Source organism: Bradyrhizobium sp. YR681, from assembly GCF_000282615.1.
Lineage (GTDB): Bacteria > Pseudomonadota > Alphaproteobacteria > Rhizobiales > Xanthobacteraceae > Bradyrhizobium.
Genome location: NZ_AKIY01000019.1, coordinates 1 through 15,918, shown reverse-complemented (window position 1 = coordinate 15,918; position 15,918 = coordinate 1). Strand labels below are relative to the sequence as shown.

The following is a 15,918-nucleotide window of genomic DNA, read 5'->3' as shown; positions in this document are numbered from 1 at the left end:
GATCGGGGCCGCATGAAACGCTGGCTTCAAAATTTGGGCAAGATTGCGCGGATCGCCGCGATTTGCGGGACCGTCGCGTGGCTCGTGCTCTTGACGCGTTCTCCTCAGGCGCCGGACGCCGCACATCCCCAGCGTTACGCGCACCGTCACGACGTCAGGTATGTGAGCGAGGGGACAGAACTGACGCTCCGAATCCTGCTCGGCGCGTCGTTCACGTTGGTGCTGGTGGCGTTTGGATGCCACCTTGCGATCAAGGACATGCGCGAGTGAATATCCCCGGGAATTGCGGCGGCGCGCTAGCGTTTTGATCCTTCCTTGCTGCGCCTGGTTTCCTCGGCCTCGTCGACGAGATTCAGGGCGTTGCCGTCGTAGCTCAGCTTCAGCCCGCGACCGACGATCCAGATCCATCCCGCACGGGCGTCTCCGGTCGGCTGGGCGTTGAACTGGTCGGAGATCGATTTGACGGCAACGTCCTGCGGCCCCGGATTGCTTAACTCCGCATGGACGCGCCAGATCGGGTGTTTTGCATCCGCCTCGTCGCTGTCGATCGTGACCCTGGCGCCATCGACCGCGCATTCGAGCGTGTAGGATTCGCGAAGCTGGCGGCAACGGTAGCGGCGTTGCGTGATGACCTTGTTCGTCTCCTCGAATGTCATTCCGGGTGAAAAGCCGAGGATGTCGGACTTCTTCACGGCCGCCAGCGACGCGGGCTTCAGGAAGCCTGGCTGGATCGCCACGAGGGCGGCGATTGCAACGACGATCAGGCCTGCGACAACAATGGCAATCTTCATCCGCCCCTCGCGAGAAACACATCCGACCATACAACAGCCGGAGCATCCTGCCAGTCGGGGCATGGGCACGATCGCGAGCGGAAGAATTTTGAACACGAAAAAGCCGCCCCCGACACGTCAGGGGCGGCTTTCGAAAAGTCGGTTAGTGACCGGTGCCGGGCTTCGTCGTCTTCGGCGGCTTGCCGTCTTCGACGCGGCCTTCGTTCCTGAGGTCACGACCCTCCTGAGCCTTCCTCTGGCTCTCGGGGGACTTGCCGTGCTCGTTCAGCTCTTCCTTGATATAGCCGGCGGCTTCCTTGGCTTTACCTTCAACGCTCATTGCAGTCTCCTCATCTGGAGATCAGTCAAGTCGCCTCAGAGCCGACTGTTCCTAATCCTGCGAGGAAACGCCGCGTCTGCAGTTACGCCGCGATCCGCTGCTCGACCGGGGCCGTCAGATATTTGAGCGCCCTGGCATGATCGAGATCGGGAACCGCGATGGCGGTGTGGCTGTAGATCGTGGTGGTCCGCGATGTCGCGATCCTGTCCAGGATCTCCTTGCCCTTGATGACATGGAGGCCCATGCCTTCCTCGGCAGGGAAGATCGCCAGCACCACGTCATAAGCCGCAATCACGGCCTTGAGCGCTTCGGCCTTGTCTTCGGCGACATCGACGAAAATGCGAACATCAGCCGCGAGTTCACGCAGCTCGTCAAAATCCAGCACTGTGGGGGTACTCCAACGCAACGATACTTGATGTGGAGCTTGGATGTGTTGGGTTACTGAAGTGTCAACGAGGCGCGCCGGGCCACAGGTTTCACGGCGAGGTGACTCAAACCTTCCGCCATGTTGACTCCGCCAAGGCGCCCGTCGTCGAACTGCGCTTCATCCCGGCTGGCTGACGATCGCCGTCGGCCGATTGCCCGCCCGGGACGCGTGAGGCCCCAAAAGAGGCGGAACTCACGTAGAACCACCGCTTGCGTTTTCGGCCTCGATGGGTTCTAAGCCCCGTGACTTCCTGACCGCCGGCATGAACACAAAGCGCGCTGCGCGGCTTTGTCGCGTGCCCGGCAGAGTGCCCCGTGCAGCTCACGCGCACCCAATTCAAAAGGACTTTCGACCATGGCGAAGATGACCAAGACCCAGCTGATCGATGCGATTGCCGAGGGCACCCAGCTCTCGAAGAACGACGTGAAGTCGGTCATCGAGTACATGGCCACGGTGGGCTATAAGGAGCTCAACGAGTCCGGCGAGTTCGTTATTCCCGGTTTTGTGAAGATGTCGGTCGTGAACAAGCCGGCGACCGAAGCCCGCATGGGCGTCAATCCCTTCACCAAGGAGCCGATGCAGTTTGCTGCAAAGCCGGCGAGCAAGTCGGTCAAGGCCTCGCCGCTGAAGGTGGCCAAGGACTCCGTCTGATACGGCCGTGACGCGCTGCCTGCGTGCCGTCGAGGCATGGGGGCAGGGGCGTCCGCAAGAAAGCGAAAACCCCGCCTGGGGGAAGCGGGGCTTTCTGATGGGGTGAAGCCTGGGGGAAGCTTCATTGATGAGACGCGCCAGCCTGCAAGAGGTTCACTCTTCGAAGAGAAGATCATGCGCGGCGATCGCGATCTCCCTCCCACCGACGGCGCCATTCATCGCGCGCCCTGCATGCATCGCGTACCCTGATTGAAAAAAGCCCCGCGCTTGCGCACGGGGCTTTCCAAACTGACGGCAATGGGATTTCAGCGCCTGGCCGTCAGCCGTCTCCAACGCGGGATGGCACGAACTTAAGGTTGAAAATCCAAAAAGCAACAGCGCCGCGGTGACGGACTATGTTCGTCCGGCGACGCTGCCATGTGACCGGGCGCTGAAACCCCAAAAGGTTCGAGGCGATTTGCGCAGGATATCGCGCGCGAGGGCTGGACTTTTCGTTCTCATTTTGTTCTTATGGGCCGCCTTGGAGGTGACTCATGACGAACGAAAAACAGCGCGAAGTGATCCGGCTCTGGAACCAGCTCAGGAAGGTCGAAGGCCCGGCCGCAGAAGAACTCCGCATCCAGATCCTCGAATGCTTTTCCGAAAAGGGAAAGGAGAGGCGGGCGGCTTGAGGAAGCGCCGGCGGACCTCCGCCGGCAGACATCCAGAGCGCGCGGCGATCGGAAAGCGCGATCCTCACGTCCGCGCGCGATGCGAACCTTGCCGCCAGACCGCATCGTGGTTGCGGCCGTGCCGACACTCTTGCCACCGAAGATCGCTGCCGCCGACGAGGTGACGACGCGCTTTCATCGATCGTTAGCACTCGTTCCGCGCCGATGTCTTCGACTCCGATTCGTTCTTCGGGAACGAAATGGAGTTGGATGCAGAACAAGTCATGCCTGCTCGCATGTCGACACAGTGCCTGTGTCAGAACGAGGCAGCGTGAGCTCAGGCACAGTCCCGTTCTCATTCCCCGCATAGGCAATAGGCGAGGGGGAGAGCAAACATGGATGCGTGCTGGTTTGTCGAGATGGTCGTCGAGCTCGCAAGACTGTTCTGGTACGACAGGCATCCAAGGCGGCACGCGAGTTTGCGCAAGGGCAGGCCGTCAGTACCGCAGGTGTCGCCGCCGCGATGACATCGTCGAGCCGGCGTGCGCGCTGGTGCCGGCGTCACCCACACCTCTTATGTCACCCACACCTCTTGTTAAGAGTTGCTCCGCGCCGGTTTTGTCGGGTTCGATTCGTTCTTTGAGAACGAAGCGGAGTCGAAGCTGGAACAAAGCCGGTCGACGAATGGCGCGGCCTCGCCATCTCGCTTCTCGCGGCAGTGCTCGTCACGAGAGGGCGCGCGAGCTGCTAACGAAAGCTTTCGCGGAAGCCGATAACCCTATTCGGTTAGGTTAAAAGCCCAATCGCGTTGCGCTCGTCGCGGGTTGGGATAGGTGTTGGGCAAAGACAACAACGACTTTGCCAAGAAGCAGCTTTTGCCATGACACCTTTTTCAGAACCGTCGTTTTACCAGGGCGACCGCCACACCTACCGACGCGTTGCCATCGTCGGCTCGCTGTTCTGCCTCGCTTTCGTGGTGATCAGCTTCTCGCTGCGGCCACAGCTCGAGGACACGCGCGTCGCGGTCAAGGCCGACCGGCTGGTGCGCACCGCGGGTCAGCCGCCGCACGCAAATTAGCGTTCGTCGCTGGAGATCCCATCGTCGGTCGCGGCGCGCGGGCCCGCGGCGCCGCGGGTCGCGAGCGCCACGAAGCCGGCATAGCCGGACAGATTGAGCAACACTTCGAGCCACGCGGGCATGTCGGGCCTCAACTGACCTCGTTCGGATCAAGCCGGGCTCAACGTGGGCGCGAAAAACTTGTTCCCGATCCCCGGCACCCGCCCGGACAGAGCCCGCCTGGAGCGCGAAAATGAAAACCCCGCCAGCATCGCGGAGATGCTGACGGGGCTTTCGTGCTGTCGCCTCTACCGGATAGCGGAGACGCCGCACTCACAAGCCCAATACCGGCTGCGCGATTTCGTTCCGTCTGCCGGGACATTTTTTTTGACGGCCTTCGGTTCCGCACCGCGTGCAACGATCGCAGGCGGTGCGCGTTGCCCTGGCGACTTGTCTTGCCGCGTTGTTCTGGCGAGATGTGAAGGAGGAGAGAGCATGAAGATGACATTGGCAGTTCTGGCCACCGTCGCCGCCGTTGGCGTGTCCGCGGTCGCAGCGCCTGCGCCTGCCGAGGCGCGTGGTCGCGGCATCGGTCCGGGCCTCGCATTCGGTCTGGCCGCCGGCGCGATCACCGCAGGCGCGGTCGCCGCGTCGCACCCCTACGGCTATTACGGTCCGGGCTACGGCTATTACGGCGGCCCCGCCTATTATGCGCCTGGCCCGTATGCCTATTACGGCGATGGACCGTACTATCGGCACCGCCACTATTACCGTCACTGGTAACGGCCCCCACGCGAAAAGCCCGGAGCGATGCTCCGGGCTTTTTTCTTTCGCGTGTCTCTCGCGTCCTGAGGCGCAGACGATCCGCTAAGGCCAGAGCGAGGGCCGCTCGACCTTGCGGGCATTCTCCAGCGTCGACACGAAATACTCGTCGCGTTCTCGCTTGAACTTTTCCTGGGTGGCGCGGAAGGCGGCGACACGGGCGGCGATCTCGTCGCGTTCGCGAATCTTGCGTTGTTCGTCTTCGGTCATGTCCATCCCCTCTGTTCACACTTGGACTGTGCTACTCGACTGTGTTGACGAGTGTGCTCAGGCGCTGCCGCCGCATCGGGCCCTGAGTCGCATTCAACACATGCATTGGCGCTTCTGATTGGGGCGTCAATGGGGAGGAGGCATTGCAGGATTGTGATAAGCGAAGGGCGGAAAAATTGCCGACCGCGCTTTGCTTCGCAACCTCTTTGCGCTTTGCTTGACGGTGGATAAGAGCGTCAACGATCTTGTCGCTTGCGCATGTTGCAGCTAGCGCAACAGCAAACCCGGGAGTCCGCGTTTGTTTGCATCGGATCTTCGCAGCGGCGTTGAGCGTCTCGGCGACATGATCGCCGAAGCCAGGACCATCGTGCCGTTCACCGGCGCCGGCATCTCGACCGAATGCGGCATCCCCGATTTCCGCTCGCCGGGCGGAATTTGGACGCGCTATCGCCCGATCGAGTTCGGCGAGTTTGTCGCAAGCCAGGAGGCGCGCGACGAATCCTGGCGCCGCCGTTTCGCGATGCAGGAGATCTTTGCGGCGGCAAGGCCCGGCCGCGGCCATCGCGCACTGGCCTCGCTCTACCGCGCCGGCAAGGTTCCCGGAATCATCACCCAGAACATCGACAATCTGCACCAGGCCTCCGGGTTCGCCGCCGAGCACGTAATTGAACTTCATGGAAATACAACTTTTGCGAAGTGCATCGGATGTGGGCAGATCTATCAGCTCGACTGGGTGAAGGCGCGCTTCGACGCCGAAGGTGCCGCGCCCGACTGCACCGCGTGCGACGAGCCCGTGAAAACCGCAACCATCTCCTTCGGCCAGATGATGCCGGAGGATGAAATGCAGCGTGCAGCCGAGCTATCGCGACATTGCGACCTCTTCATCGCGATCGGTTCCTCGCTCGTGGTCTGGCCGGCGGCGGGCTTTCCGATGATGGCGAAGAACGCCGGTGCACGTTTGGTGATCATCAACCGCGAGCCGACCGAGCAGGACGACATCGCCGACCTCGTCATCCGCCACGACATCGGCGAAACGCTCGGGCCCTTCGTCGGCAATTGAGGCGTTAATTTGATTCGCGGCTGTGCAAGCTGTTCATAGGTTCCGGCGAATCTCTTTTTTGTCTATGCGTCGCAACCGGGAGTGTTATCTTTTGAGTCGAAAGATTCGCGTCGCGTCGAGTTGAGAACATTCTCTTAAGACGCGTGATTCGAGCGCCGCCAATGTGGCGGGTTGCATGGCATGTGTGGGGTCCGGGGTTATGGGGTCGTCGGACGGATTTGAGTCCAAGAAGCTTGGAGTTCCCGGACAGGGCACTTCGCCGGGGCGCCTGACGCCGGGCGAGCATGGCAGCGCTGGCCGTGACAGCGCGCTCAGCCCTTTCACCGGGCTGGGCGAGGCCAGTGCCAATCTCGTTGAGGTCCATGGCGTCATCAAATGGTTCGACGCGTCCAAGGGCTACGGCTTCATCGTTCCCGACAATGGCTGGCCCGACGTGCTCCTGCACGTTACCGTGCTTAGGCGCGACGGTTTTCAGACCGCCTATGAAGGCGCCCGCATCGTCGTCGAGTGCATCCAGCGCGCCAAGGGCTACCAGGCCTTCCGCGTCGTCTCGATGGACGAGTCGACCGCGATCCATCCGGCCCAGATGCTGCCGCCGCGCACCCACGTCACGGTCACCCCGACCAGCGGACTGGAGCGGGCCCAGGTCAAATGGTTCAACCGGCTGCGTGGCTTCGGCTTCCTGACCTGCGGCGAGGGCACGCCCGACATCTTCGTGCACATGGAGACGCTGCGTCGCTTCGGCATGACCGAACTGCGGCCCGGCCAGTACGTTCTGGTCCGTTTCGGGCCCGGCTCCAAGGGCATGATGGCGGCCGAGATCCATCCCGAGACGGGATCCCCGGTATCGTCCCACTAGCCTGTTGTCTCGACGCGTTGTCTTCACGCGAGCCGGCATCCGCTTCGCTCGAAAACGCTTCGGCCTTCCCGGTCCCACAATCGTGACAACAGGCGCGCAGGCCCGGCCGGCGCGCCTCTGGCTTTTGCCATGGTCGTTGCGTAAGGACTGGCCCAGTTCCACACCCCGAGTACCGTCCCATGAAGTTTGATCGAAAGGCCGTCTGGTCCGTTGCAACGGGCTGGCTCGCCACCATCCTCGTCATTGCCGGGCTTGCGGTCGCCGCTGCGCCGTCCGGCGCGGCCAGCGTGCAGCCGCTCAAGATCGTCACCGGGAACGGTGTGCGGGTGTTCTCGGTGGAAATGGCGACGAGCGAGCAGGAGAAGCAGACCGGGCTGATGTACCGCAAGGAACTGGCCGACGGCAAAGGCATGCTGTTCGATTTCAAGCCCGAGCAGGAGGTGTCGATGTGGATGAAGAACACCTATGTCTCGCTCGACATGATCTTCATCCGCGCCGACGGCAGCATCCTGCGGATTGCGGAAAAGACCGAGCCGCTCTCGACCAGCATCATCTCGTCCGGGGGACCGGCGCGGGCGGTTCTGGAGGTGGTGGCGGGAACGGCGCAGAAATACGGCATCCGTCCCGGCGACCGCGTTGAGCATCCGTTGTTCGCGGGCAAATAGGCGGTCCGGCCGGGGGGCATTGCCGGCCTGACGGCCGGAAAGGCGTGGCGGCGGCTGAAGGCTTGCTGGCGCTTTGGGAAGCGTGTATCGACGGGGCTCGCCGGACATTCGGGGTATAGCGCAGCCTGGTAGCGCGGCAGTTTTGGGTACTGCAGGTCGTTGGTTCGAATCCAGCTGCCCCGACCAGTCCCGGACTCGAATCCCCTGCAGTTCCCTCGAGATTTCGCCCCCGGATTGCCTTCCGTCGCCGGCGTCGACCGGGCTGTCAGCGCATATCGGGACGTCGCAGCCGCGGTGGCGGCTGCGCACTCGCGCCTCAGAACAGCAGCCAATCCACAAGCCGCCAGGCGATCCAGGCGAGCGCGCCGATCCAGCCCAGCATGACTACTCCCGCGACGCCAAGTCCGCAGAGTGCGAACAGCGAGCTACCGCTCTCCGGCGCCTCGGAAAGTTTCTCGGTCGTATCGATCTGGCTCACGGCATCCCCTTGCCTTCCGGCCTGCTGTTCATTGGTCTCTGCCCGGTCGTAAAAATTCATCGGCCGCGCTCCAGCTCACACGGACGTGAGACGATCCGGCTGCCCGTGTAGGCGGGTGTTCGCCGATCGCGAACACGCGTGGATGCGCCGTGCAGGGGTGGGAAAAAGCGGCAACTCGCTGCGCGGCGATTGGTTGCTGCCGGCGGGCCCGGAAATGTGCCGCAATCGAATTTTTCGTGCCGCCGGCGCCTGCCCGGCGCAGTTTCCGCGTTGAAGGACGGGATAGGGCGCGGGTTGGAGCCACGCCCGCGGATTCTCTCGAGCGAGGTTTTCATGTCGATCAGTGCGATTGCATCAACCAGTGCGGCGGTAACGACATCCCCGTCGACCGCGACGGCGTCATCCTCCGCGGCATCCTCGACGTCGGCTGCATCCTCGACATCCGCGACGTCGTCGACATCGGCAACGTCCTCATCGCAATCGGCGGATGGAAGCTCGGGATCGAGCGGTGGCGGTTCGGCCAAGACGATCGTCAGCGAGGTCTCCATCACCATCGACGGGATCACCACCACGACGATCACCTATTCGGACGGCACGACCGATGTCGAGACGTCGGCGGCGAGCGGGCAAGGCAGCCAAGGCAACCAGGCGGGGCAGACCTACAACGCGCAGGGCTCGCTCGGTGGCAATGCGCAGAGCACGTCGAGCGCCAGCGCCGGCATCTGAGCCGGCCCGATCGCCGGGGCGCGCACGCGGTCCATGGCGTCCTGAAGCACTGGTGCGGCCCGGGCACGGCACTCTCCAAATCCCTGGCGGTCATTCCCTGCACGACGCCACTTCTGCGCGATTTTTCAAGGCATTGAGGCGGATTCGAAGAGCTAGAATTAGCCGGATTTCGTCGAACCTTTGGCTTGTCGCCGTAGACATAAGGGTGTTGGGGATTTCAGCGCCCAATATCTAACGGACGCCGCCAAGCGATGATATTGCGCTTGCGCGGCGTTGCGCTTTTCAGAGCTCACTCTTTTCGGGCGTCGTCGTCTTCAGATCGGCCGATCAGCTCGAGGCGTGCCAGCCGGACGGAAACGGCACGAACGGCCAGACCATCTGGTTGTCGTTGGCGGGCTTCGGCGGCCCCTCGACCGGCGTCCTGATCAACGGGGCAGGCGGCGTCGATCGCACCGCCAAGCGCAGACATGCACACTGCAAATTCATTATGGTTGCCCCAGCCAGTAAGTCTTTTGAAAATTCGATATCAGTTCAAAATTGCAACGCGTCCAAAACGGCGCGCTCTTTCTCAAATGGTGCACGCATTCTAGAAAACTCGGCGCCGGCTTTCAACCGGTCTTACCACCTGCATGCGACAGGTAAGGTTGACCGGTTAGGTTAAGGGTGAGCGGTTGTTGCGGCCACCTCCGCAATCGTTATCAGATCGGTGCCAGCTCGCGACGGACTGCCTCAAATCCGTGCTCACACAAGATCACAGTTCGTTGCCGCGCGCGTATCCTGTGAGTCCTGCGTCATGTCTTTCGATCGCAACTTCAAAACCGTCAATCCGCAAGCGAGCTGGACCGAGATCTGGCACCTCTGGACCGTGATCGTGCCGCGCCGCTCGATCAACGGGCAGCTCGTTTACGGCAAGGTCTGGCGCCGGCACGACGGCCGCGACTGGATCTACAAGAAGTTCACCGAGTTCGACGGCGAAGCGGCTGCCTGAGGCGCCGCATCGCCATCGTCAGGCTCAGGCGGCCTTCGCGGTCGCCGCCGGCTTGGCCGGCGGCGGCTTCAACGGCTTGTCCTGCTTCTTCGACCACGAGATGTAATAGGCCACCGTCGTCATGATCGCGATGCCGGCGACGCTGACGAAGATCTGCGCGAACAGCGAGCCCGAGCTCATCGACAGTTCGAAATGGCCGACGAAGGACAGGAACACGCCGACGCAGAATACGGCGAGGGACTGCTGGCCGCACACGATCACGGGATCGAACACCTTCCACTCCAGGCCAGGCCAATCCTTCGGCACAAAGCGGATCACGAGGACCACGATCACCACGAAGTGGATGAAGCGGTAGGGCGCCAGGTTGGTCTTGTCGTTGGGGTTGAAGGCCGAGAACAACCATTCCGGGAACATGGCGCCGAAGCCGGGGAAGCGGCCGGCCATGGTCATGACCAGCGCAAACAGCAGATAGCCGAGGCACAGATACAGCGTGACCGGCGCGTTGATCAGCGTCATCGAGCGCCGCGCACCGCCCATGGCGCACCAGGCGCCGAACACGAACAGCACCTGCCAGGCATACGGGTTGAAGTACCATTGGCCGGCCGGATAGGCGTTCAGGTTCAGGCCGTAATGACGCGCGGCCAGCCACAGCACGATCGACAGCACCATCGTCAGATCGGGCTTGCGCAGCATGAACCACAGCACCGGCGGAAACAGGCCCATCAACACAATGTAGAGCGGCAGCACGTCGAGATTGAGCGGCTTGAAGCGCAGGAACAGGCCCTGGCGCAGCGTCTCGGTGGCGTTGTCGACGAGGCCGGCGACGTTGAACTCGTTGATCATCTCGGAATCGCCGAAGCGCAGCGCGAGATAGGAGATCGAGGCGATGTAGATCACGAACAGGATGATGTGGGCGACGTAGAGCTGCCAGACCCGCTTGGTCAGCCTTGTGGCGCCGACGATGAAGCCGCGGTCCAGCATCATCCGCGCATAGACGAACGAGGCGGTGTAGCCGGAGATGAAGACGAACAAATCGGCGGCGTCGGAAAAGCCGTAATTGCGGGTCGTGATCCAGTTCACGACGTTGTCGGGAATGTGGTCGAGGAAGATCGCCCAGTTCGCGACGCCGCGAAACAGGTCGAGCCTGAGGTCACGGCCCTTTTCGGGGAGCGTGGCGTTGATGTTCAGGAAGGCCATGCGACGGGAGCTTTCGGAGGGGACGGATAGTCTGAAATCGGCGAGGCGGCGCCGCGGCCGGGCGGGACCCCGGCGCGGACAGCGGGTACGCAATTGTCACGGTGCAGCATAATGACTATACCGTCGTGAAGGTTACCGGGGGGCCGGAATCACCGATCAGTTCCCGACCGGTGTCTCTATACTATCCCTGAGGTTTCCACCAACTGCCACCCTGACGCATCGAAATCGAACGAAAAGACGCAAAACGAGGCCCGGACCGTCCATGACCGCACGCATTTTCAAGCCCGCCAAGAACGCGATGCAATCCGGCCGGTCCAAGACCCGGGAATGGCAGCTCGATTACGAGCCGGAGCAGCCCCGTTCGGTCGAGCCGCTGATGGGCTGGACCTCGTCCGGCGACATGAAGCAGCAGATCACGCTGCGCTTCCACAGCAAGGAAGAGGCCGTCGCCTATTGCGAGCGCAAGGGTATCGCCTACCAGGTCATCGAGCCCCAGGATTCGATCCGCCGCCCGGTCGCGTATGCCGACAATTTCTCGTTCCGGCGCGGCGAGCCCTGGACGCATTGAGGGCCATTCTCTCATCGGAGATGCCGTCATGCCCGGGCTTGTCCCGGGCATTTGCGTTTGGGCGCGGCGGTGGTGACGGAGGAGCGTGGCCTGCATGGTTCGAGACGCCCGCTTTGCGGGATCCTCACCATGAGGTCTGCTATCTTGCCGCGAACGTGACCTCATCCTGAGGGCCCGCCGCAGGCGGGCGTCTCGAAGGATGGGCTGCGGGCGAGAAGTCCGCTGCGTTTTCTGATCCGCGGGAAGCCCAAGGTGGTTGGCACCACTTCCGCCGCATGCTTCGCTGCCTCGTATGACGATCATGGCGAGGTGGGGGGATGGCCGGGCGTGACCAGCTCGACGGCGTCGATCTGAAGATACTTTCCGAGCTGCAAGCGGACGGGCGGATCCGCAACAACGAACTGGCGCTGCGCGTCGGCGTGTCCGCGCCCAACTGCCTGCGGCGGCTGAAATCGCTGTTCAGCCGCGGCGTGATCCGGGCGGTGCGCGCCGTCATCGACGAGCGGCGGCTCGGCTATGAGGTCGTGTCGTTCGTCTCGATCCAGCTCGGCAGCCAGGCCCAGCCGGTGCTGGAGGCGTTCGAGAGCTCGATCGCAGCGATCCCGCGCATCCAGCAGTGCTGGCGCATTTCGGGCGACACCGACTATCTGCTGAAATGCGTCGCGCCGAGCGTCGAGAGCATGCGCCAGCAATTGCTGCATTTCGCTGCGATGCCCGACGTGAAGAACGTCCGCAGCTTTCCGGTGCTGGGCGTGGCCAAGGACGTGCCGCTGCCGTTGCAGGAGATCGCGGCCGCGTCAGTGTCGGCCGGCTAGGGGCTGCCGGGGCAGATCTCGATCATCGAAATTCCGAAGCGTCGGGCCTCTGCACCCAATGAGCGGATTCGGATAATGTCATAAAAGCTTAGTAACTCACCTAACTGTGACATGTGATTTGCGAAGCCCTGCAATGCGCGGGACCGTGATTGTCGCTCCCTGCGCGCCGCCTAGATGCAAGGTGTGAACCTCGGTCTGCGTCGCACGCCGGGGATGCTTTTGTGGGACCCTAAGCAGGAAAAGACATCATGACATCGACCTCGAAGACGATCGCGGCATCGGCTGCGACACTGTTTGCGTCTGCGTTTCTGGTTCTGTCGGCACCGGCTGCGAAGGCCGACGATTACTGCATCACCAACGGCGCCCAGGCCGCGCACGGCTGCGGCTATCCGACCATGGAAGCCTGCCGTCAGGCAGCCGGCGGCATCGGCGGCTCGTGTTCGCAGGCCGGCGGCGCGAAGACCAGCAACGACGCGCTCGCCTTCCAGCCGAAGCAGACGCAGTCGCGCGGCAAGCTTCGTTCGGGCGGCCAGACCAACTCGAACTGAAGCAAGGACCAACGTTCCTGATCGACCGGTTTGAGACAATGCGGCCTCCGAGAGCAATCTCGGGGGCCGTGAATTTATGACGATGAGGTGACGGCGCGCCTCAGCGATAGCGGCTGCGAAATTCCCGGGGGGAGGCGCCGGTCCAGGTGCGGAAGGCGCGGGAAAAGCTCTTCTCATTGCGGAAGCCGGCGAGCTCCGCGATGCGCTTGACCGGGGTGCGGCCGCGCATCAGCTCCTGTTTTGCCAGCTCGAACTTTGCCTCTTCCTTGAGGTCGCGCAGCGAGGTGGCTTCCTCGCGCAGGCGCCGGTGCATGGTGCGGGTCGAGAGCGCCAGCTCGCTTGCGACATCCTCGGCGCCGAGACTGCGTCCGCGCGCATCGCGCAACACGCGGCGGACGCGCTCGACCAGCAGCCGGTCGCGCCGATAGGGCAGCACGGTCAGCCTCAGCGCGCCCTTCAGCATGTTGTCGAGATCGACCGCGCTGCGGGTCAGCGGCAGCGACAAATAATGCTTGTCGAAGACGATGCAGGCGCGGTCCGCATCGAAGCGGACGTTCCGGCAGAAGATGGTCGGATAGACCGAGACATGGCCCGGCTCGGCATGGGGAAATTCGGCTGCGCGGAGCGCGATCCTGGAGTCCACCGCCCAGCAGGAGAAGCCGAGCGCGTAGCGGAGCAGGGTGACCAGGCAGAACTCGCGGAAAGACCCGAGGTCGCGCCGCTCCCGGATCGACACGATTGCGGTCTCTTCACCGATGGTGAGGTCGAGCAGCACGTCCTCGGTGAGCAGGCGGTGATGCCGGCACCAGCGCTTGAGCGCCACCTCGAGCGTCGGCGCCGTGATCGAGGCGCGGCACAGCATGCCGTAGGTGCCCCATGGCAGGCGGCGCGAGAACCAGCCGAGCGCCTCGTCGTCGAGCTCGCGCATGGCATGGCCCGCCAGCGCCTCGAACTGGGCGGCGGTGACCCGCCCGTCCGGAGAATTGACAAGGTCTGGCGTTACCTGACCCCGGCTCAGGGCCTCGGCCGGATCCCGGCCGCAGCTCTCATATGCGGCAATCACGCCGCGGACAAAGGCGGCGGGCGTCACGGCGCGGCGGGGGAGCGCGGTTGCGGTCTGGAAAGGCATCGGGTTCCTCGCGGAAATCCTCGCCAAGTTTGGCGGAAAATGCAACCTTTTCGACCGCAGAAGGGCCCTGATGCCGCTAGGTTCGGTGTCAAATTACGGAGGAATCGCCTTGAACATCCCGAGCATCGATTTCGATCTGGGCGAAGACATCAGCATGCTGCGCGATACCGTGCGTGCCTTCGTCGAGGCGGAGATCACCCCGCGCGCCGCGGAGATCGAGAAAGCGAACCTGTTCCCGGCCGACATCTGGAAGCGCCTCGGCGACCTCGGCCTGCTCGGCATGACCGCGCCGGAGCAATATGGCGGCTCCAACATGGGTTATCTCGCCCACATCGTCGCCATGGAGGAGGTTTCGCGCGGCTCGGCCGCCGTCGGCCTGTCCTACGGCGCGCACTCCAACCTCTGCGTCAACCAGATCCGCCGCAACGGCAACGACGCGCAGCGGCAGCGCTATCTGCCCAAGCTGATCTCGGGCGACTATGTCGGCGCGCTCGCGATGTCCGAGCCGGGCGCCGGCTCCGACGTGGTCTCGATGAAGCTGCGCGCCGACAAGCACGGCGACCGCTACGTGCTCAACGGCTCGAAGATGTGGATCACCAATGGCGGCGATGCCGACGTGCTGGTGGTCTACGCCAAGACCGATCCGGAAGCCGGCCCACGCGGCATGACCGCCTTCCTGATCGAGAAGGGTTTCAAGGGCTTCACCCACGGCCAGCACCTCGACAAGCTCGGCATGCGCGGCTCCAACACCTATCCCTTGTTCTTCGACGAATGCGAGGTGCCCGAGGAGAACGTGCTCGGCAAGGTGGGCGAGGGCGTCAAGGTGCTGATGTCCGGCCTCGACTACGAGCGCACGGTGCTCTCGGGCGGCCCGCTCGGGATCATGGCGGCCTGCATGGACGCCGTGGTGCCCTACATGCATGAGCGCAAGCAGTTCGGCCAGCCGATCGGCGATTTCCAGCTGATGCAGGGCAAGCTCGCCGACATGTACGCGACCTGGCAGGCCACGCGCGCCTATGTCTATGCCGTGGGAAAAGCCTGCGACCGCGGCGACCATGCGCGCAGCTTGCGCAAGGATGCCGCGGCTGCGATCCTCTATTCCGCGGAGAAGGCGACGTGGATGGCCGGTGAGGCGATCCAGGCGCTCGGTGGCGTCGGCTATACGTCCGAATTTCCGGTCGGGCGTCTGTGGCGCGATGCAAAGCTGTACGAGATCGGCGCCGGCACCTCGGAGGTCCGACGCATGCTGATCGGACGCGAATTGATGGCCGAGACGGCTTAGAACCTTCATCCCATTGGAAACAACATGCCGCTCCATTCCAGCATCGATCCTTCTTCGTCGGATTTTGCGCGCAACGCCGAATCCATGCGCGGTCTCGTCGCAGATCTGCGTGAAAAGCTCGCCCAGGTCGCCGGCGGCGGCGGCGAGGTCTCGCGCAACCGCCACACCGCGCGCGGCAAGATGCTGGCGCGCGAGCGCGTCGACCTCCTGGTCGATCCCGGCACCTCGTTCCTGGAGCTGTCACCGCTTGCGGCCTACGGCCTCTATGGCGGCGACGTGCATTCGGCGAGCGTCGTTACCGGCGTGGGGCGCATCGCGGGGCGCGAATGCGTGATCGTCGCCAACGACGCCACCATCAAGGGCGGCACCTATTACCCCATGACCGTGAAGAAGCATCTGCGCGCGCAGGACGTGGCGCGGCAGAACAATCTGCCTTGCGTCTACATGGTGGATTCCGGCGGCGCCTTCCTGCCGCTCCAGGACGAGATCTTTCCGGACGAGCGGCATTTCGGCCGCATCTTCTACAACCAGGCGCAGATGTCATCGCAGGGCATCCCGCAGATCGCGGTCGTGATGGGCTCCTGCACCGCCGGCGGCGCCTATGTGCCGGCCATGTCGGACGAGAGCATCATCGTGCGCAACCAGGGCACCATCTTCCTCGGCGGCCCGCCGCTGG

The 15,918-nt window shown here is 63.4% G+C and carries 24 protein-coding genes and 1 tRNA gene; 16 read left to right on the top strand and 9 right to left on the bottom strand.

What is annotated here, in order from left to right:
- Positions 1-12: 12 nt before the first annotated feature.
- Complete coding sequence (locus tag PMI42_RS02760; RefSeq protein ID WP_008130391.1) at positions 13-270, top strand: hypothetical protein; 258 nt, start codon at positions 13-15, stop codon at positions 268-270.
- 26 nt (positions 271-296) lie between these two features.
- Here the strand turns inward: PMI42_RS02760 and PMI42_RS02755 are convergent, their stop codons facing one another.
- The 3 genes from PMI42_RS02755 to PMI42_RS02750 form a co-directional block, all read right to left on the bottom strand.
- Entirely contained in the window at positions 297-791 is a 495-nt protein-coding gene (locus PMI42_RS02755) for a hypothetical protein (protein WP_008130390.1), read from the bottom strand.
- Positions 792-933: 142 nt separating this feature from the next.
- Complete coding sequence (locus PMI42_RS39925) at positions 934-1,110, bottom strand: hypothetical protein (RefSeq protein WP_008130389.1); 177 nt, start codon at positions 1,108-1,110, stop codon at positions 934-936.
- An 82-nt stretch (positions 1,111-1,192) separates the two neighbouring features.
- Entirely contained in the window at positions 1,193-1,495 is a 303-nt protein-coding gene (locus PMI42_RS02750) for a hypothetical protein (protein WP_008130385.1), read from the bottom strand.
- A gap of 396 nt (positions 1,496-1,891) precedes the next feature.
- Here PMI42_RS02750 and PMI42_RS02745 point away from each other — a divergent pair, with 396 nt between their 5' ends.
- The 3 genes from PMI42_RS02745 to PMI42_RS02740 all read left to right on the top strand — a co-directional run bounded on the left by PMI42_RS02745 (position 1,892) and on the right by PMI42_RS02740 (position 3,916).
- Positions 1,892-2,188 carry an HU family DNA-binding protein gene (locus tag PMI42_RS02745; protein ID WP_007591377.1) on the top strand — a complete coding sequence of 99 codons (297 nt, stop codon included), beginning with the start codon at positions 1,892-1,894 and terminating at the stop codon, positions 2,186-2,188.
- Between the two features lie 533 nt (positions 2,189-2,721).
- Positions 2,722-2,859, top strand: a complete 138-nt coding sequence (locus PMI42_RS39920) for a hypothetical protein (RefSeq protein ID WP_008130370.1) — start codon at positions 2,722-2,724, stop codon at positions 2,857-2,859.
- Between the two features lie 859 nt (positions 2,860-3,718).
- Complete coding sequence (locus tag PMI42_RS02740; RefSeq protein ID WP_008130365.1) at positions 3,719-3,916, top strand: hypothetical protein; 198 nt, start codon at positions 3,719-3,721, stop codon at positions 3,914-3,916.
- Here the strand turns inward: PMI42_RS02740 and PMI42_RS40615 are convergent.
- Positions 3,913-4,038 carry a hypothetical protein gene (locus PMI42_RS40615; RefSeq protein WP_008130363.1) on the bottom strand — a complete coding sequence of 42 codons (126 nt, stop codon included), beginning with the start codon at positions 4,036-4,038 and terminating at the stop codon, positions 3,913-3,915. The two genes, PMI42_RS02740 and PMI42_RS40615, sit on opposite strands and share 4 nt — an antisense overlap.
- 352 nt (positions 4,039-4,390) lie before the next feature.
- On the opposite strand from PMI42_RS40615, the gene PMI42_RS02735 reads away from it, so the two are divergent.
- Positions 4,391-4,678 carry a hypothetical protein gene (locus PMI42_RS02735; RefSeq protein ID WP_008130361.1) on the top strand — a complete coding sequence of 96 codons (288 nt, stop codon included), beginning with the start codon at positions 4,391-4,393 and terminating at the stop codon, positions 4,676-4,678.
- A gap of 84 nt (positions 4,679-4,762) precedes the next feature.
- Here PMI42_RS02735 and PMI42_RS39915 read toward each other — a convergent pair whose 3' ends face one another.
- Complete coding sequence (locus PMI42_RS39915) at positions 4,763-4,927, bottom strand: hypothetical protein (RefSeq protein WP_008130359.1); 165 nt, start codon at positions 4,925-4,927, stop codon at positions 4,763-4,765.
- 298 nt (positions 4,928-5,225) lie between these two features.
- On the opposite strand from PMI42_RS39915, the gene PMI42_RS02730 reads away from it, so the two are divergent.
- From PMI42_RS02730 to PMI42_RS02715, 4 genes are all read left to right on the top strand, one after another.
- The gene (locus PMI42_RS02730; RefSeq protein ID WP_035964313.1) at positions 5,226-5,987 is read left to right on the top strand and encodes an SIR2 family NAD-dependent protein deacylase; all 762 of its coding nucleotides are present in this window, start codon (positions 5,226-5,228) and stop codon (positions 5,985-5,987) included.
- Between the two features lie 199 nt (positions 5,988-6,186).
- Positions 6,187-6,846, top strand: a complete 660-nt coding sequence (locus PMI42_RS02725; RefSeq protein ID WP_035964311.1) for a cold-shock protein — start codon at positions 6,187-6,189, stop codon at positions 6,844-6,846.
- A gap of 179 nt (positions 6,847-7,025) precedes the next feature.
- On the top strand, positions 7,026-7,511 hold the full coding sequence (locus PMI42_RS02720) for a DUF192 domain-containing protein (protein ID WP_008130354.1): 486 nt from the start codon (positions 7,026-7,028) through the stop codon (positions 7,509-7,511).
- 109 nt (positions 7,512-7,620) lie between these two features.
- Positions 7,621-7,697: transfer RNA gene (locus PMI42_RS02715), tRNA-Pro, on the top strand.
- 130 nt (positions 7,698-7,827) lie between these two features.
- On the opposite strand, the gene PMI42_RS02710 is transcribed toward PMI42_RS02715, so the two are convergent.
- On the bottom strand, positions 7,828-8,049 hold the full coding sequence (locus PMI42_RS02710) for a hypothetical protein (protein ID WP_008130352.1): 222 nt from the start codon (positions 8,047-8,049) through the stop codon (positions 7,828-7,830).
- A gap of 273 nt (positions 8,050-8,322) precedes the next feature.
- Here PMI42_RS02710 and PMI42_RS40325 point away from each other — a divergent pair, with 273 nt between their 5' ends.
- The gene (locus PMI42_RS40325) at positions 8,323-8,715 is read left to right on the top strand and encodes a hypothetical protein (RefSeq protein WP_008130351.1); all 393 of its coding nucleotides are present in this window, start codon (positions 8,323-8,325) and stop codon (positions 8,713-8,715) included.
- Between the two features lie 327 nt (positions 8,716-9,042).
- Here the strand turns inward: PMI42_RS40325 and PMI42_RS40610 are convergent, their stop codons facing one another.
- Positions 9,043-9,174, bottom strand: a complete 132-nt coding sequence (locus PMI42_RS40610) for a hypothetical protein (protein ID WP_283805792.1) — start codon at positions 9,172-9,174, stop codon at positions 9,043-9,045.
- A gap of 334 nt (positions 9,175-9,508) precedes the next feature.
- Here PMI42_RS40610 and PMI42_RS02700 point away from each other — a divergent pair, with 334 nt between their 5' ends.
- Positions 9,509-9,703: a hypothetical protein gene (locus PMI42_RS02700; RefSeq protein ID WP_008130350.1), complete on the top strand. Its 195-nt coding sequence runs from the start codon at positions 9,509-9,511 to the stop codon at positions 9,701-9,703.
- 24 nt (positions 9,704-9,727) lie between these two features.
- On the opposite strand, the gene PMI42_RS02695 is transcribed toward PMI42_RS02700, so the two are convergent.
- Entirely contained in the window at positions 9,728-10,900 is a 1,173-nt protein-coding gene (locus PMI42_RS02695) for an OpgC domain-containing protein (protein WP_008130349.1), read from the bottom strand.
- Positions 10,901-11,162: 262 nt separating this feature from the next.
- Between PMI42_RS02695 and PMI42_RS02690 the strand changes: the two genes are divergently transcribed.
- The 3 genes from PMI42_RS02690 to PMI42_RS02680 all read left to right on the top strand — a co-directional run bounded on the left by PMI42_RS02690 (position 11,163) and on the right by PMI42_RS02680 (position 12,831).
- Positions 11,163-11,468, top strand: coding sequence for an ETC complex I subunit (locus PMI42_RS02690; RefSeq protein WP_008130348.1), 306 nt, complete (start codon positions 11,163-11,165; stop codon positions 11,466-11,468).
- A gap of 317 nt (positions 11,469-11,785) precedes the next feature.
- On the top strand, positions 11,786-12,283 hold the full coding sequence (locus PMI42_RS02685; RefSeq protein ID WP_008130347.1) for an Lrp/AsnC family transcriptional regulator: 498 nt from the start codon (positions 11,786-11,788) through the stop codon (positions 12,281-12,283).
- A 248-nt stretch (positions 12,284-12,531) separates the two neighbouring features.
- On the top strand, positions 12,532-12,831 hold the full coding sequence (locus PMI42_RS02680) for a DUF3551 domain-containing protein (RefSeq protein WP_008130346.1): 300 nt from the start codon (positions 12,532-12,534) through the stop codon (positions 12,829-12,831).
- A 100-nt stretch (positions 12,832-12,931) separates the two neighbouring features.
- On the opposite strand, the gene PMI42_RS02675 is transcribed toward PMI42_RS02680, so the two are convergent.
- Complete coding sequence (locus tag PMI42_RS02675) at positions 12,932-13,960, bottom strand: AraC family transcriptional regulator (protein WP_008130345.1); 1,029 nt, start codon at positions 13,958-13,960, stop codon at positions 12,932-12,934.
- A gap of 109 nt (positions 13,961-14,069) precedes the next feature.
- Between PMI42_RS02675 and PMI42_RS02670 the strand changes: the two genes are divergently transcribed.
- On the top strand, positions 14,070-15,242 hold the full coding sequence (locus PMI42_RS02670; RefSeq protein ID WP_035964310.1) for an isovaleryl-CoA dehydrogenase: 1,173 nt from the start codon (positions 14,070-14,072) through the stop codon (positions 15,240-15,242).
- Positions 15,243-15,266: 24 nt separating this feature from the next.
- The coding region (locus tag PMI42_RS02665) for a carboxyl transferase domain-containing protein (protein ID WP_008130343.1) at positions 15,267-15,918 on the top strand (652 nt) is incomplete at its 3' end.

Excerpts from the sequence above, each read along its gene's own strand:
- PMI42_RS40325 (WP_008130351.1), top strand. The coding sequence starts at position 8,323 with ATGTCGATCAGTGCGATTGCATCAACCAGTGCGGCGGTAACGACATCC.
- PMI42_RS02680 (WP_008130346.1), top strand. The coding sequence starts at position 12,532 with ATGACATCGACCTCGAAGACGATCGCGGCATCGGCTGCGACACTGTTT.
- PMI42_RS02735 (WP_008130361.1), top strand. The coding sequence starts at position 4,391 with ATGAAGATGACATTGGCAGTTCTGGCCACCGTCGCCGCCGTTGGCGTG.
- PMI42_RS39920 (WP_008130370.1), top strand. The coding sequence starts at position 2,722 with ATGACGAACGAAAAACAGCGCGAAGTGATCCGGCTCTGGAACCAGCTC.
- PMI42_RS02685 (WP_008130347.1), top strand. The coding sequence starts at position 11,786 with ATGGCCGGGCGTGACCAGCTCGACGGCGTCGATCTGAAGATACTTTCC.
- PMI42_RS02760 (WP_008130391.1), top strand. The coding sequence starts at position 13 with ATGAAACGCTGGCTTCAAAATTTGGGCAAGATTGCGCGGATCGCCGCG.
- PMI42_RS02745 (WP_007591377.1), top strand. The coding sequence starts at position 1,892 with ATGGCGAAGATGACCAAGACCCAGCTGATCGATGCGATTGCCGAGGGC.
- PMI42_RS39925 (WP_008130389.1), bottom strand. The coding sequence starts at position 1,110 with ATGAGCGTTGAAGGTAAAGCCAAGGAAGCCGCCGGCTATATCAAGGAA.
- PMI42_RS02740 (WP_008130365.1), top strand. The coding sequence starts at position 3,719 with ATGACACCTTTTTCAGAACCGTCGTTTTACCAGGGCGACCGCCACACC.
- PMI42_RS02710 (WP_008130352.1), bottom strand. The coding sequence starts at position 8,049 with ATGAATTTTTACGACCGGGCAGAGACCAATGAACAGCAGGCCGGAAGG.
- PMI42_RS02675 (WP_008130345.1), bottom strand. The coding sequence starts at position 13,960 with ATGCCTTTCCAGACCGCAACCGCGCTCCCCCGCCGCGCCGTGACGCCC.
- PMI42_RS40615 (WP_008130363.1), bottom strand. The coding sequence starts at position 4,038 with ATGCCCGCGTGGCTCGAAGTGTTGCTCAATCTGTCCGGCTATGCCGGC.
- PMI42_RS02720 (WP_008130354.1), top strand. The coding sequence starts at position 7,026 with ATGAAGTTTGATCGAAAGGCCGTCTGGTCCGTTGCAACGGGCTGGCTC.
- PMI42_RS02725 (WP_035964311.1), top strand. The coding sequence starts at position 6,187 with ATGGGGTCGTCGGACGGATTTGAGTCCAAGAAGCTTGGAGTTCCCGGA.
- PMI42_RS39915 (WP_008130359.1), bottom strand. The coding sequence starts at position 4,927 with ATGACCGAAGACGAACAACGCAAGATTCGCGAACGCGACGAGATCGCC.
- PMI42_RS02695 (WP_008130349.1), bottom strand. The coding sequence starts at position 10,900 with ATGGCCTTCCTGAACATCAACGCCACGCTCCCCGAAAAGGGCCGTGAC.
- PMI42_RS02700 (WP_008130350.1), top strand. The coding sequence starts at position 9,509 with ATGTCTTTCGATCGCAACTTCAAAACCGTCAATCCGCAAGCGAGCTGG.
- PMI42_RS02755 (WP_008130390.1), bottom strand. The coding sequence starts at position 791 with ATGAAGATTGCCATTGTTGTCGCAGGCCTGATCGTCGTTGCAATCGCC.
- PMI42_RS02690 (WP_008130348.1), top strand. The coding sequence starts at position 11,163 with ATGACCGCACGCATTTTCAAGCCCGCCAAGAACGCGATGCAATCCGGC.